Genomic DNA, 14,843 nt, shown 5'->3' on the forward strand with positions numbered 1-14,843 from the left:
AGCTCAGCTAATCGGCTGGGCCTAAAAACAAAAAACCGAGCAGATGATATGCTCGGTTTTATGAGGCCAACAATAAGATAGAGTGCACTAACCTTTCAGTAGGTCTTCACCACAAAGGCCATTGCGTTCAACAATTTCACGCAATTTACGCAGCGCTTCTACCTGTATCTGCCGTACCCGCTCTCGGGTCAGGCCGATCTCTCTGCCGACCTCTTCTAGCGTGCTCATCTCATAGCCTCTAAGACCAAATCGTCGAGACAGTACTTCAGAATGTTTTTCCGGCAACATATTCAGCCAACCTTCCAAATTACCGCTAATATTCGATTTTTGCAGCAAGGTTTCCGGGTCGGACGATTCCTCATCGGCAATGGTATCTAACAACATCTTGTCAGAATCTTTACCCACCGGCACATCGATCGATGTTACCCGCTCGTTCAAGCCAAACATCTTCTCGACATTTTCTACCGGTTTATCAACCGCTGCTGCGATCTCTTCAACCGTTGGCTCATGATCAAGCTTCTGCGCTAACTCGCGCGCGGCACGTAGATAAACATTCAGCTCTTTGACGACATGAATCGGCAACCGAATAGTACGGGTCTGATTCATAATCGCCCGCTCGATGGTCTGTCTTATCCACCAGGTCGCATAGGTTGAAAAGCGGAAGCCTCGCTCGGGATCAAATTTTTCGACCGCACGAATTAGCCCAAGGTTACCCTCTTCTATCAGATCAAGCAGTGTTAAGCCTCGGTTGATATAGCGTCGCGCAATTTTAACCACCAAGCGCAGGTTACTTTCAATCATCCGTTTACGGGAAGGCTCATCGCCTTTTAAAGACAACCGAGAGAAATAAACCTCCTCTTCGGCAGTGAGCAATGGAGAAAAGCCGATTTCGTTCAGGTATAACTGTGTCGCATCCAGCGTTTTGGCACTCAGCAGATCGTTATGGGCCATACTCCCTTTGCCCCGTCCGCTGTTGAGAAATGTGGGTTCGTCTTTCGTCTTATCAGCCAGGTCAGTCTCTTTTACATCAACTGAAACGGTCTCTAGCCCCTGCTCATTATTTTCTACATTTACCATCGTATTAATCCCGAGTAACTTCGTTATTATTACTTTTTATGAGTTACTACTTAGTGATAATGAATTAAGTGTTCATCGTTTACGCGGCAGATACAACATTGGATCAACAGGTTGGCCATCTCTGCGAATCTCAAAATGCAGCATTGTTCGGGCAGCGCCACTATTGCCAATCTCAGCAATTTTGTCGCCTGTTTTTACCTTATCATTTTCTTTCACAAGAATGCGACTGTTATGCGCATACGCACTTAGAAATTTCTGATTATGGTGAATAATAACAAGATTGCCATAACCTAATAAACCACTACCGGCATAGACCACTTCACCCGCCTCAGCCGCATACACCGGCGCACCTTTTGGGCCAGCAAAGTTAATCCCCTTATTAACCTTACCCTTACTACTGAAACGCTGAATAATCTGGCCAGACGTGGGCCAGCGCCAACTCAAGGTGCGGGCAGCAGTAGACTTGGTCGCTTTTTGAGTGCTTGTTGACGTACTTTTCTTAGTCGCTACCACAGGGGCGGCAACCACTTTTGGAGTAGTCGTTCGTTTGACCGGTTTGGTTGTTTTCGTGGGCGCGACCGCTACAGGTTTTTGACTGGGTTTAACGGAGGAAGATCTCTGCGCCGCTCGAGGAGCGGAGCCATTAAGGGACAAAACTTGACCCGGATAGATTTGATAATCAGCGCCGATATTATTACGCCGCGCCAACTGCTTAAAATCTAAGCCATAACGAAATGCGATCGAGTAAAGCGTATCACCTCGTCGCACCCGATACTGACCGGGCGACTGACTACTCACCACTTTGACCGGCTGGCGACCGCCAATGGAACGTTCATCAATCGGCGTATAACGACTGTTAGAGCCACAGGCGGACAGCATCAAAACAACGACGAATAACGCCGTGGCTGTGAAAGTATCAGCGTGAGCTCTCACCATAGTTTATTCCTTAGCTGCCTGAAAGCGCTCCATGACAACCACAATCGCAATACCAACCAGCGCCAAACCCAACGCCCAAAGCAGAAAGGATGGTTGCCCCGTAATGCTCTCGAAATGCCACGGGAGTACATTATCTTGCAATAACGGCACCTGCTCTCCGTGCCGATTAATGGTGTAAGAGAGGGTATATTTCCACGGCCACACCTTATTCAGCGAGCCCAACATAAAGCCTGATAACAATGCCAAGGTTACCTGATGATGATGGCTAAACATCCAGCTTAGCACCCGAGAAAAGCTCATAATACCGACGACACAGCCTAACATGAATAGGCTAATGAGCTGGAGATCCACCCCCTTAACTGCCGTCAAGATATGCGCATACATTCCCAGCAGTAGTAAAATAAAACTCCCAGAGATACCGGGTAAAATCATCGCACAGATGGCGATAGCACCGGAGATAAATACCATCGTCGCCGTTGGTTCAACGCTCACCGGCGCGAGACTGGTGATGAGATAAGCAATAATGGCTCCGATAATAAAACTGGAGACGAGGTTCGCATCCCATTTTTTAATATGGCTCATTACCAGCCACACCGACGCCAGAATCAAACCAAAAAAGAATGCCCATAATAAAATCGGGTAGTTGCTAAGCAGAAACAACACTCCGCCGGCTATGGTCGCGATACTGGCCACAATACCGGCGAGCAGTACAACGAGGAAGTTGCCATTGACCTGCTTCCAGAAAGCTGCCGGCCCCTGCTTAAACAGCACCCGCAACGCGGCAGGATTAAAGCTTTTAATCGTATTAATCAGTTCTTCATAGATGCCGGTAATAAACGCAATGGTACCGCCGGAAACACCGGGAACCACATCGGCAGCGCCCATCATCACGCCTTTAAAAAACAGCCCTAGAAAATCCCTAGTTGTACGCTTTGTATTCATTTAACCTTCCGTCAATCTATCTGCTCAGCGTACCGTACCACTCAAGAGCGGCACAAATTTAACCCCTTCAAGCACCGATGTTTCATACTCCGTTTCTGAGACCTTAATAACCAGTTTAAGTTGCTGGTTTTGTGTCCCACCCACCGGAATCACCAATCGTCCACCCACCGCTAACTGAATGAGTAATTCAGCGGGGACCTCTTCCGGTGCCGCAGTGACCATAATGCCATCGAAAGGGCCTCGCTCAGCCCAACCCATGCCACCGTCACTGTGTTTCAGCGAGACATTACGGATTTTCAATAACGAAAATCGCTGACGCGCTTTCTCTTGTAGAGGCTTAATCCGCTCGACACTGAACACCTTGCTAACCAATTGTGCCAGAACCGTGGTCTGATAGCCCGAACCGGTACCCACTTCGAGTACTCGTTCCAATGGACCGCCAGCTAATAGAATCTCGGTCATGCGCGCAACAATATAAGGCTGCGATATCGTTTGGTTAAATCCAATGGGCAAAGCAGTATCTTCATAGGCCCGATGGGACAGTGCCTCATCGATAAAGATATGGCGCGGCGTATTACCCATCACATCCAACACGAGCTGATCGGAAATACCCTGTTCTTTCAGCCGCTGCACCAATCTGCTGCGGGTACGCTGGGAGGTCATCCCAATCCCCTGCAACTGCAACTTATTCACTCTGCATCCTCTAACCAGTTACTCAGATTATCCATACCGGAATACTGAGTCATATCTATATTAAGGGGGGTTATCGAAACATAGCCCGATTTTACCGCAAAAAAATCAGTACCAGGGCCGCAGTCAGCCGCGACACCGGCGCCCGCAATCCAAAACCGCTGCTTACCACGAGGATCGAAGGATTCAACCGGCGCATCCGCCATCACTCGGTGACCTAAACGGGTCACATGGGTCCCCTTTATCTGATCTAACGGCAGATCTGGAACATTCACATTCAACACCGTCCGCGGCGCTAACACCAACCCACGAATATTCTTAATGAGCTGTCGCACTACCTCTGCCGCGGTATCATAATGCTGAGGGTTACTCCCTTCTAACGATACGGCAATAGGCGGCAGGTGAAGATGTCGCCCCTCCATCGCAGCCGCCACCGTGCCGGAATAGATCACATCATCACCCAGATTGCAGCCACAGTTAATCCCAGAAATCACCATATCGGGCGCATCACTGTAGATCCCAATCCCTAGATGCACACAATCGGTCGGCGTTCCATTAATACTCACAAAACCGTTTTGATGATGATGCGATTCCAGTGGACGGTCCAGTGTTAAAGAGTTACTCGCACCACTACGGTTTCGGTCAGGCGCAACCACCACTACCTCAGCATCCTGCGCTAAAATTCGCGCCAATGACTCCAAGCCTGGGGCATAAACACCATCATCATTCGATAGTAATAATTTCATTATTCAGCCTCGGGGTCCGGTTGAGCGGCTGCCGATGACACCTGTGCTAATTCACGTAACACGCTAGTCGCGAAGCTACCCGCAGGCAGGTCGAAGGCTAACAAAAACTGATCATCCGCTTCCTGCTCAATCGTTAGATGCCCAGGCATCAATCGAGTTGAGCGGCGCTCCTGATTCAGTCCTAACTTTTCTAACCCGGCCAACTGCTCCTGCCAAGGTGTTAATTGCTCTATTTCCCACGTAGCCGCATCGGCAGTACAAATAGAACGGCCTCGTCCCCACATCGCCGCCGTCAGATGCAGATCACCCGACTGCAAACGACTCAGAATCGTCTCATCTTCTGCTTCAAAGGGAAAACAACTTTGACTACCGTTGATCATCAATACATCACCGGCCATTGGCTGAGCAAAGAAAGATTGTTCTATTCGCTGGGAAACCAACTGATTAAACATATAGGAGCGTACGGCGGAGATATATAGGCCTTTCTTGTGCCGTTGCCGTTCTTTTAACTTACCCGCAATCAGTAACGCTCCCTTGGTGAGGTTACCGCCGTGATGACCAAAGCGCTGCTCACCAAAATAGTTTGGCACGCCTTGGCGAATCTCTTCCACTCGGCTCAGTAAAACAGCAGGCTCGGTCACTTGTCGTAAACGTATCTGAAAACGGTTACCGGTCAGACTGCCCAGCCTTAATTTACGCGTATGTTTAACCGATTTCAGTACCTTGATAGTATCGGTTTCAAACAACGACCAGGTTAACGGGGATCGACCGGGCATATGTACGCTAAACCACTGTTCAGTGATGGCATGGCGATCCTTCTTGCCTGCATAACCCACTTCTTTTGGGCTAACCTGACAAAAATGTGCCAACTGCCGAGCAACCCAGTCGGTATTTTCGCCCGTCTTACGGATATACAGAAACACATGATCGCCGCTGCCTTCAGGTTCAAACGACAGATCTTCTATTACTCGAAAGTCATCGGGCTCAGTTCGGATAACCGCACGACTGGCAGGCTCACCATATAAATATTGTAATTCAGTTGGAAAGTTCATTGACGCTAGGGGTTCCGTGACTGACCGCTATCGGCCGGTGGTTTTCCTGGCAACGCGGGAACCAATTGAAAGAAGGACTCGCCCTCTTTTATCATTCCCAGCTGATTTCGGGCACGCTCTTCCAGCGCCTCCAGTCCCTGCTTAAGGTCTTTAACCTCAGCATCTAACTGATGGTTGCGATTTACCAGAAGGTCATTTTCAGCCCGTTGCCGTTCGATCTCCTGCTGCAATGCCTGCACATCACCAAGATTAGCCTCGCCAAACCATAGCCGATACTGCAGTCCGATCAAACAGACCAACAGCAGCAACAAAATTGAACGAAATAAACTCCAGCGAAACACAGTTTGACAGCACTCTTATTCTATATAGTCAAAAAAGGGGGCGTTAAGCCCCCTAGTATTTCATAGATCAGTTAAAAATTAACCCTGACCCTTAATTTCTGATAAACCGTTGTAGACAGCGTCTGCACCCAGTTCTTCTTCGATCCGTAGCAAGCGGTTGTATTTCGCTACGCGATCAGAACGGCACAATGAACCGGTTTTAATCTGTCCTGCTGCTGTACCGACGGCCAGATCAGCAATGGTGGTATCTTCTGTTTCACCTGAACGGTGAGAGATAACCACGGTAAAGCCTGCATCTTTAGCCATTTTAATGGCATCCAATGTTTCAGACAAAGAACCGATCTGGTTGAATTTAATCAGGATGGAGTTACCGATGCTCTGCTCGATACCACGGCTCAGAATTTTGGTGTTCGTCACAAACAGATCATCACCGACCAACTGAATCTTATCGCCGATTTTCTTCGTCAGATACGCCCAGCCATCCCAGTCAGACTCATCCAACCCATCTTCGATCGATACAATAGGATAGTTGTCGGTCAGTGCAGCCAAGTAATCGCTGAAACCTTCGGCATCAAAGACTTTACCTTCACCTGATAGATCATACTTACCGTCTTTGTAGAACTCAGAAGCAGCACAGTCCAGCGCCAAGGTAACATCTTTACCTAGCTCATAACCGGCATTAGAGATCGCCTCTTGAATGACAACCAACGCTTCTTCATTAGAGGCCAGGTTCGGTGCAAAACCACCTTCATCACCAACAGCCGTACTCAAACCGCGAGCTTTCAATACTGCTTTTAAAGAGTGGAAGATTTCTGCGCCACACCGCAGGCCATCGGAGAACTTAGTAAAGTTAACCGGCTGAACCATGAACTCTTGAATATCAACATTGTTATCGGCGTGTTCACCACCGTTAAGGATATTCATCATTGGAACAGGCAAAGAGAACTGACCCGCCGTGCCGTTAATTTCAGCAATATGCGCGTAAAGAGGAATGCCTTTAACCAGTGCTGCTGCTTTCGCCGCTGCAAGAGACACCGCCAAAATCGCATTGGCGCCGAGGTTTTCTTTGTTTTCAGTACCATCCAGCGCCAGCATTTTATTATCCAACGCACGCTGATCGGTAACGTCCATGCCGATCAAGGCATCGCGAATCACACCGTTAACCGCGCCTACCGCTTTCAGTACGCCTTTACCGAGGTAACGGCTTTTATCACCATCACGCAGCTCCAACGCTTCACGAGATCCAGTAGAGGCACCTGAAGGCGCGCAGGCAGAACCCATCACACCGGAATCCAGGATTACATCGGCTTCAACGGTCGGGTTACCACGGGAATCAAGAACTTCACGGGCTTTAATGTCAGCAATCTGTGCCATTGACGAAACTCCAAAAATAATATGTATTCTTTATTTTTCAAGGTCAGCGTAAGTTAACGCCGCCTCAATAAAACCGCTGAACAAACCATGCCCATCCCTTGGGGTAGAGGTAAATTCAGGGTGGAACTGGCAAGCAACAAACCACGGATGATCCGGAGCCTCGACCACCTCAACCAACTCGCCATCAACAGAGCGGCCTGAGACAATCAGACCCGCTTCTTCAAGCTGTGCAACATAGTTGTTGTTCACTTCGTAACGGTGGCGATGGCGTTCTTTAATGTCGCTGGTGCCATAGGCTTGATAAGCCGTTGTGCCCTCTTTTAAGGTACAGACCTGAGCGCCTAAGCGCATAGTACCGCCGAGATCATCGGTATAGCCGCGAACCTCTTTAGCACCCTCTTCGGTCATCCATTCGGTGATTAAACCGATCAACGGCGACGCCGTATTAGCATCAAATTCAGTACTGCTAGCATCGGTAATACCAGCTACATGGCGGGCATATTCAATAACGGCTACCTGCATACCAAGACAGATACCTAAATATGGCACCTTGTTTTCTCGGGCATACTTCACTGCCGCAATTTTACCTTCGACGCCACGTTCACCAAAACCACCGGGCACCAAAATAGCGGAAACATCTTCAAGCAGATCGACACCATCACGTTCAATCTGCTCTGAATCGATATATTTGATATTTACTTTAGTACGCAGTGCAATACCGGCATGGGAGATCGCTTCAATCAGCGATTTATAAGCATCCAGCAGCTCCATATACTTGCCGACCATGGCAATCGTCACTTCACGATGCGGGTTCAGCTTGGCATCGGATACACGATCCCATTCAGAGAGGTCAGCAGACGGACATTCTAGATTAAATTGCTCAATGACAATCTGATCCAGCTTCTGCTCACTCAGCATACGCGGAATTCTGTAGATACAGTCAGCATCCGGTAACGAGATAACCGCACGCTCTTCCACGTTAGTAAACAATGAGAGTTTACGACGAGAAGAGATAGGCAGTGCGAAATCTGAACGACACACCAAGATATCAGGCTGGATACCGATAGAACGCAGCTCTTTTACCGAGTGCTGGGATGGCTTAGTCTTAATTTCACCCGCGGTGGCGATATAAGGCACGAGCGTCAGGTGCATAAACATCGCCCGACGAGCGCCTAGTTCAACTCTTAACTGGCGCACCGCTTCCATAAAGGGCAAGGACTCGATATCCCCAACGGTTCCACCGATCTCAACCAGCGCAATATCAGCATCGCCGGAGCCTTCCAGTACTCGACGCTTAATCTCATCGGTAATGTGCGGAATAACCTGAACCGTACCGCCCAGATAATCACCACGGCGCTCTTTACGCAGCACATGTTGATAGACCCGACCCGCCGTAAAGTTATTGCGTTTCGACATGGTCGTGCGGATGAAACGCTCGTAATGACCTAAGTCTAAGTCAGTTTCGGCACCATCTTCGGTCACAAAGACCTCACCATGTTGGATTGGACTCATAGTCCCTGGATCGACGTTAATATACGGATCCAGTTTCAGCATGGTGACTTTCAGCCCCCGGGCTTCAAGAATAGCTGCGAGTGAAGCGGATGCAATGCCTTTCCCCAATGAGGAAACAACACCGCCTGTGACGAAAATATATCGCGTCATGAGGAACCTGTATCTGGTCGTGAAAAGTGAGTCGCGCTGCTTAAAAAACAGCTACTAAAGATGGGGCTACAGGGTATCAGAATCGCCCTTAACAGACAATGCAGTTGGCTGCCATTTCAACGCAAAACCGCTGCCTTTTTTTTCGCTCTGCCAATTTTCGCAGACACATATTCCGGGCAGCGCAACAATCTCATCACCGACCACACAGACGGGCCACGAACGACGCTGCCAAGCAGGGATGCCTGACTCCTGAAAAAGCTTCTTTAACGAACAGGACCCACCCCGCCCTAACGGCCGACAACGATCACCGTCACGACGGTTACGGAGCGTTACCCCAGCCAAAGACTTCAAGCCACGCACTGCTGATTCACTCACCACAAGACGTCCCTGCGGGAGTTCCAGCGACGCGATCAAAGGGCGATCACCCCACTCAAGCTCGGTGTCATCAGTCTGAAGCAACAATACACCCTGATAGCGGCGAAGCTGCAGATGCCCCAGCTGCACAACCGGCTGTCGATCATCGGCGGCACCGATTAACTGCTTTATAGCCAAAAGCTGCCGCTCGCTCAGTACAACATCCGCTGCTCTACACCAAAACCGCAATAGATTATTCTGCCGAGCCGGACTCAACTGCGCTAAAGCAGAGCAATCGAGCCCATCACCTAACGCTACAGATTCGCTATCGATTATTGCTAGATCTTGATGCAACTGCTCGGATTCTCGCATAAAGCGAGCGGTGCTCGCCCAACGACGGGCAAAACGAGGCCAACGGGCTTCAAGCACAGGGATGACTTTATGGCGGAGATAGTTACGGTCGAATGATAGATCGCGATTACTCGGATCTTCTACCCATGCCAACTGCTCTGCTTGCGCCCACTGCTGCAACTGCGGTCGCGCAATATCCAGTAACGGCCGAAACAGGCTCGCCTTGCCGAATGTGCGGCGCGGTGGAATACCCGCTAATCCACGTACACCCGCCCCCCGTAGCAAACGGAACAACATCGTTTCAGCCTGATCATTCAAATGGTGAGCTAATAACAAACAATCATCGGGTTGCAGAATTTTTTCGAATACCCGATATCGAGCATCCCGCGCGGCGCGCTCCACGCTAGCTCCCTCAGGGACAACCACTTGTTCATGATAAAAGGGAAGATGGAGCGATACCGCTAATTGTCGACAGAAGTCGGTCCATTGGGATGACTGCGCTTGAAGCTGATGATCAACAGTGACCACCAATAATTGCTCAGCAGGAATAGCTCTCGCAGCCAGATGGAGTAAAACAACGGAATCTAGCCCACCACTTAACCCGATCACCCAGCGTTTAATGGTATCGGGACAGCTTTCAAGCTGATGATTAAAGTGCTGTTGAAGATCGTTCATATTAATGAATATAACAGCCTTTCAAATACTGACAGGCAAAAAAAACCGCCGGATTAACCGACGGCTTCCGTGTTACTGACTGATGCCGTAGGACATAAGCCGCTGATAACGCCGCTCAATCAACTCATCCGGCTCGATATCGCTCAACCGCTCAAGGGTTTCCATCAAGTGTTTTTTCAGGTTAGCCGCCATCAACGCATGATCTCGGTGGGCGCCGCCCAAAGGCTCATCAATAATCTGATCGACCAACCCTTGTGCATGCAGACGGTCAGAGGTTAAACCCATCGCCTTCGCCGCATCCGGCGCACGATCGGCACTCTTCCATAAAATAGAGGCACAACCTTCCGGCGAGATAACCGAATACGTAGAGTATTGCAGCATCATCAGTTCATCACAGACACCGATAGCCAATGCACCGCCTGATCCACCTTCACCAACAACCGTCGCCACAATAGGTGTATTCAAGCGAGACATCGCAGCAAGATTGAAAGCGATCGCTTCAGACTGTCCTCGCTCTTCTGCATCAATACCCGGATAAGCTCCCGGTGTGTCAATGAAGGTCAGGATAGGCATTTTAAAACGCTCAGCCATCTCCATTAGACGCAACGCTTTACGATAACCCTCTGGACGGGGCATACCGAAATTACGACGCACTTTTTCTTTAACTTCTCGCCCTTTTTGATGGCCAATGACCATCACCGGACGCCCTTCTAGCCGCGCGATACCACCGATCAAGGCGCGGTCATCGGAAAAGTGCCGATCACCATGAATCTCTTCGAATTCATCGAAGATCATGTCGACATAATCAAGGGTGTAAGGGCGCTGAGGATGACGGGCAATCTGAGAAATCTGCCATTCACTCAGGTCACTAAAAAGAGATTTCGTTAGCGTACGGCTTTTGGCCTGTAGCTTTGAGATCTCTTCCTCAATATTCAACTCATTGTCATCACCAACCAGACGTAACTCTTCAATTTTTGCTTCTAGGTCTGCAATTGGCTGTTCAAAATCCAGATAATTGGGATTCATGTATTGATATTCCGTAAGTTCGCTTCGTTCCGGCCGGGACACAGTAGCAACAGAGATCAGCCGACGCTAAAAAAGTTGGCCTAATTCTACCCCGAGTCGCGTTCAAGAACCACCCTGAATCAGTAGCGGATCCTAACTGCATCGCCGCCAAACTGATCTTTGAGTTTCAGTAATAGCTCATCTGTCGGCTGTACTTGCCAAGCCTCACCTAAACAGAGTGTGGCAGAGGCATCAACGCTCTTATAACGCAATGCAACCGGCATAGTGACTTGGCCTTTATACTTACCTAACAGCTCACCAAAAGCCTTCAGCGAGCGATCTTTCAGTTGCCCCGCATCACAATCCACCTCTATATGACGCCCATAACGAGCGCGACACTGAGTCACATCGACGACTTTGTGGCCACGAACCTTGAGCTTATCGGTACCTGAATAGCTATCGATAGTGATCTCACCTTCGATCAGCAGGATGGCATCTTTATTCAATAGCGGGCGATATTCATCATAGGCTTCGCCAAACAGAGATATCTCGATACGGGAGGTGCGATCGTCCAGTGTGACAAAACAGAGCGAATCACCTTTCTTGGTTTTCTTAACCCGCACATCCACCACTAGGCCCAGCATTTTCTGCTGCTGCCCACGTTGCGGCATTAACTCCGCAATTCGGCGTGTAATAAAGTGCGGTAGTTCGGCTTCGTATTCATCAATAGGATGCCCAGTAACATAGAGACCCAGCGTATCTTTCTCACCTTGCAGACGCTCTTTGTCGGTCCACTGGCGCAACTTCATATATTCGGCATAAGGATCGCGAGGCTGTTCGGCTTCGACTTCACCAAACAGATCGAACATGCCCGCACTCTGGTTGCGTTCAGACTGATCCGCCGCTTTAAGCGCCTCACCAATCGCCGCCCATAGCTGGGCACGATCCGGCCCAAGGTGATCCAAAGCGCCTGAACGAACCAAGGCTTCCAAAACCCGCTTATTAAGTTTTTTACTGCCCACCCGCTTACAAAAATCGAAGATATCCTTGAACTGACCACCCTCATCACGAGCGGCCACAATCGCTTCTATGGGCCCTTCACCCACGCCTTTAATCGCCCCCAAACCGTAAACAATTTCACCCTTATCGTTAACGGTGAACATATATTCACCCCAGTTAACGTCGGGTAGCACCAGAGGCAGCTTCATGGTGCGACACTCTTCGATAAAGATCACCACTTTATCGGTATTCTGCATATCAGAAGAGAGCACTGCCGCCATAAAGGGTGCAGGGTAGTGGGTTTTCAGCCAAGCGGTTTGGTATGACACCAAGGCATAAGCTGCTGAGTGAGACTTGTTAAAACCATAACCGGCAAACTTCTCTACCAGATCAAAGATGTTACCCGCCAAATCAGGGTCAATACCGTTAGCGACAGAGCCTTCTAAAAACGAGCTACGCTGCTTCTCCATCTCTTCAGGTTTTTTCTTACCCATCGCTCGACGCAGCATATCCGCGCCGCCGAGGGTATAACCCGCCATCACCTGAGCGATCTGCATAACCTGCTCTTGATACAGGATGATACCGTAAGTAGGCTCGAGCACCGGCTGAAGGCTATCTAGCTGATAATCCGCATGGGGATAAGCCAACTCAGCCTGACCATGCTTTCGCAGAATAAAGTCATCAACCATGCCTGATTGCAGCGGCCCCGGTCGGAACAAGGCCACCAAGGCGATAATATCCTCAAAGCGGTCCGGTTTTAGGCGACGAACCAAATCCTTCATACCACTGGACTCGAGCTGGAACACCGCGGTGGTTTCGGCCGATTTTAGCAATTCAAAGGTCGCGGGATCTTCTAGGTCTATTAGGGCGATATCCAGTGGTTCTTCACCGGTCTTGGCCCGAATGCGGTCAATGGTTTTCACCGCCCAATCAACGATGGTCAGGGTCCGCAGCCCCAAGAAGTCGAACTTAACCAGTCCGGCCTCCTCCACATCACTCTTATCGAATTGAGTGACTAAGCCATGACCAAATTCATCACAGTAGGTGGCCGAGAAATCGGTCAATTTGGTTGGCGCGATAACCACACCACCGGCGTGCTTACCGACGTTACGGGTCAGCCCTTCTAGCTTGAGGGCCATCTCCATAATCTCTTGCGCTTCTTCGCTGGAGTCGACGAATTCCTTCATCAATGGCTCTTCAACCAAGGCGCGGGTCAGGGTAATACCCACTTCAAACGGAATGAGTTTTGAGAGTTTATCCGCCAGACCGAACGGTTTACCCTGTACTCGCGCAACGTCACGCACCACCGCTTTAGCCGCCATGGTACCAAAGGTCACAATCTGCGATACCGCGTCACGACCATAGGTTTCCGCAACATAATCGATCACTCGATCACGGTTATCCATACAGAAGTCGATATCGAAATCGGGCATCGATACCCGCTCTGGGTTTAGGAATCGTTCGAATAGTAGATCATATTCTAGGGGGTCCAGATCGGTAATTTTCTGCGCATAGGCCACCAATGAACCTGCACCTGAACCACGGCCAGGGCCTACCGGTACGCCGTTATCCTTACCCCACTGGATGAAGTCCATTACGATCAAGAAATAGCCGGGGAAACCCATCTGGGTGATAATATCTAGTTCAAATCGTAACCGCTCTTCATAAGGTCGGCGTTTTTCCGCATATTCGGGATCATCTTTGTCCAGCAGGATTTCCAGACGCTCTTCTAAACCTTTCCAGGAAACCTCGGCAAAAAACTCATCCATGGTTACCCCTTCAGGAATAGGGTATTTCGGTAGATAATAGGTGCCTAAATCTAGCTCTACGTTACAACGTTTTGCGATCTCTACCGTATTCGCCACTGCGGAAGGAATATCACTGAACAACTCAACCATCTCTTCGGCTGAGCGTAGATACTGTTGTTCACTATAATTCTTTGGCCGATGCGGATCTTCCAGCGTGCGCCCTTGGTTGATGCAGACGCGAACCTCATGGGCTTCAAAATCCTCTGGCCGTAAAAACATCACTTCATTGGTGGCCACCAAAGGACAACCGGTCTCATGAGCTAGCTGCACTGTCGCATGGACACAGCTTTCATCTCCGGGGCGACCGGTCCGTTGAATTTCGAGATAGAAACGATCGGGAAATACCGCTTGCCATTGTGCCAATACAGCATGGGCAGAATCATTGTCGGCCAGCGCTCGGCCCACTTCACCATCTTTGGCTCCTGATAACGCGATCAACCCCTCAGAACGATCTGCAATCCAGCTGCGTTTTAGCAACGCCAGTTCCGGCTGGATATTCTGCCCTTTCTCATAGGCCAGCGAGATCAGCTCCATCAAATTCCGATAGCCTTTATCATTCATGGCTAACAACGTCATCCGATGGGGGGTATCTTCAGGATCGGTTTCATTTTCAATCCAGATATCCGCACCAAAAATTGGTTTAATACCCGCCCCAGTCGTGGCTTTAAAAAACTTAATCAAGGCAAACAGATTCACCTGATCCGTAATCGCAATAGCAGGGATTTGCTGGTCTTTCGCCACCTTAACCAGTTCTTTAATACGAACAAGTCCATCAACCAGTGAAAACTCTGTATGTAGACGCAGATGTACAAATGCCGGATCAGTCATTTC

The 14,843-nt window shown here is 49.5% G+C and carries 12 protein-coding genes; all 12 read right to left on the reverse strand.

Features of this window, described 5'->3' with window-relative positions; genetic code table 11:
* Nucleotides 1–87: 87 nt before the first annotated feature.
* The 12 genes from rpoS to dnaE all read right to left on the reverse strand — a co-directional run bounded on the left by rpoS (nucleotide 88) and on the right by dnaE (nucleotide 14,840).
* A complete protein-coding gene (gene rpoS, locus EH243_RS04710; RefSeq protein WP_126157490.1) occupies nucleotides 88–1,077 on the reverse strand; it encodes an RNA polymerase sigma factor RpoS in 990 nt (329 codons plus the stop codon).
* 72 nt (nucleotides 1,078–1,149) lie between these two features.
* Nucleotides 1,150–2,013, reverse strand: a complete 864-nt coding sequence (locus tag EH243_RS04715; RefSeq protein ID WP_126157491.1) for a peptidoglycan DD-metalloendopeptidase family protein — start codon at nucleotides 2,011–2,013, stop codon at nucleotides 1,150–1,152.
* A 3-nt stretch (nucleotides 2,014–2,016) separates the two neighbouring features.
* Nucleotides 2,017–2,955, reverse strand: coding sequence for a polyprenyl-phosphate transporter (locus EH243_RS04720; RefSeq protein WP_206441517.1), 939 nt, complete (start codon nucleotides 2,953–2,955; stop codon nucleotides 2,017–2,019).
* Between the two features lie 24 nt (nucleotides 2,956–2,979).
* Entirely contained in the window at nucleotides 2,980–3,648 is a 669-nt protein-coding gene (locus EH243_RS04725; protein WP_126157492.1) for a protein-L-isoaspartate(D-aspartate) O-methyltransferase, read from the reverse strand.
* Nucleotides 3,645–4,391 (reverse strand): 5'/3'-nucleotidase SurE, encoded by a 747-nt coding sequence (gene surE, locus EH243_RS04730; RefSeq protein WP_126157493.1) that lies wholly within the window; start codon nucleotides 4,389–4,391, stop codon nucleotides 3,645–3,647. Before surE ends, EH243_RS04725 begins: the two co-directional genes overlap by 4 nt.
* Nucleotides 4,391–5,443 carry a tRNA pseudouridine(13) synthase TruD gene (gene truD, locus EH243_RS04735; protein ID WP_126157494.1) on the reverse strand — a complete coding sequence of 351 codons (1,053 nt, stop codon included), beginning with the start codon at nucleotides 5,441–5,443 and terminating at the stop codon, nucleotides 4,391–4,393. The genes surE and truD overlap by 1 nt, the downstream gene beginning before the upstream one ends.
* A 5-nt stretch (nucleotides 5,444–5,448) precedes the next feature.
* Nucleotides 5,449–5,784 (reverse strand): cell division protein FtsB, encoded by a 336-nt coding sequence (gene ftsB / locus EH243_RS04740; RefSeq protein ID WP_241234993.1) that lies wholly within the window; start codon nucleotides 5,782–5,784, stop codon nucleotides 5,449–5,451.
* Between the two features lie 78 nt (nucleotides 5,785–5,862).
* Complete coding sequence (gene eno / locus EH243_RS04745; RefSeq protein ID WP_126157495.1) at nucleotides 5,863–7,158, reverse strand: phosphopyruvate hydratase; 1,296 nt, start codon at nucleotides 7,156–7,158, stop codon at nucleotides 5,863–5,865.
* 30 nt (nucleotides 7,159–7,188) lie between these two features.
* A complete protein-coding gene (locus EH243_RS04750; RefSeq protein WP_126157496.1) occupies nucleotides 7,189–8,820 on the reverse strand; it encodes a CTP synthase in 1,632 nt (543 codons plus the stop codon).
* 66 nt (nucleotides 8,821–8,886) lie between these two features.
* Entirely contained in the window at nucleotides 8,887–10,200 is a 1,314-nt protein-coding gene (tilS, locus tag EH243_RS04755) for a tRNA lysidine(34) synthetase TilS (RefSeq protein WP_126157497.1), read from the reverse strand.
* 72 nt (nucleotides 10,201–10,272) lie between these two features.
* The gene (locus EH243_RS04760; RefSeq protein WP_126157498.1) at nucleotides 10,273–11,226 is read right to left on the reverse strand and encodes an acetyl-CoA carboxylase carboxyltransferase subunit alpha; all 954 of its coding nucleotides are present in this window, start codon (nucleotides 11,224–11,226) and stop codon (nucleotides 10,273–10,275) included.
* A 119-nt stretch (nucleotides 11,227–11,345) separates the two neighbouring features.
* Entirely contained in the window at nucleotides 11,346–14,840 is a 3,495-nt protein-coding gene (dnaE, locus tag EH243_RS04765; RefSeq protein ID WP_126157499.1) for a DNA polymerase III subunit alpha, read from the reverse strand.
* Nucleotides 14,841–14,843: the final 3 nt, after the last annotated feature.

The organism is Amphritea opalescens (genome assembly GCF_003957515.1).
Classification (GTDB): Bacteria; Pseudomonadota; Gammaproteobacteria; order Pseudomonadales; family Balneatricaceae; genus Amphritea; species Amphritea opalescens.

What these genes read in the sequence shown, in the direction of transcription:
- rpoS (WP_126157490.1), bottom strand. Translation starts at nt 1,077, where the DNA reads ATGGTAAATGTAGAAAATAATGAGCAGGGGCTAGAGACCGTTTCAGTT.
- EH243_RS04715 (WP_126157491.1), bottom strand. Translation starts at nt 2,013, where the DNA reads ATGGTGAGAGCTCACGCTGATACTTTCACAGCCACGGCGTTATTCGTC.
- EH243_RS04720 (WP_206441517.1), bottom strand. Translation starts at nt 2,955, where the DNA reads ATGAATACAAAGCGTACAACTAGGGATTTTCTAGGGCTGTTTTTTAAA.
- surE (WP_126157493.1), bottom strand. Translation starts at nt 4,391, where the DNA reads ATGAAATTATTACTATCGAATGATGATGGTGTTTATGCCCCAGGCTTG.
- truD (WP_126157494.1), bottom strand. Translation starts at nt 5,443, where the DNA reads ATGAACTTTCCAACTGAATTACAATATTTATATGGTGAGCCTGCCAGT.
- eno (WP_126157495.1), bottom strand. Translation starts at nt 7,158, where the DNA reads ATGGCACAGATTGCTGACATTAAAGCCCGTGAAGTTCTTGATTCCCGT.
- EH243_RS04750 (WP_126157496.1), bottom strand. Translation starts at nt 8,820, where the DNA reads ATGACGCGATATATTTTCGTCACAGGCGGTGTTGTTTCCTCATTGGGG.
- tilS (WP_126157497.1), bottom strand. Translation starts at nt 10,200, where the DNA reads ATGAACGATCTTCAACAGCACTTTAATCATCAGCTTGAAAGCTGTCCC.
- EH243_RS04760 (WP_126157498.1), bottom strand. Translation starts at nt 11,226, where the DNA reads ATGAATCCCAATTATCTGGATTTTGAACAGCCAATTGCAGACCTAGAA.
- dnaE (WP_126157499.1), bottom strand. Translation starts at nt 14,840, where the DNA reads ATGACTGATCCGGCATTTGTACATCTGCGTCTACATACAGAGTTTTCA.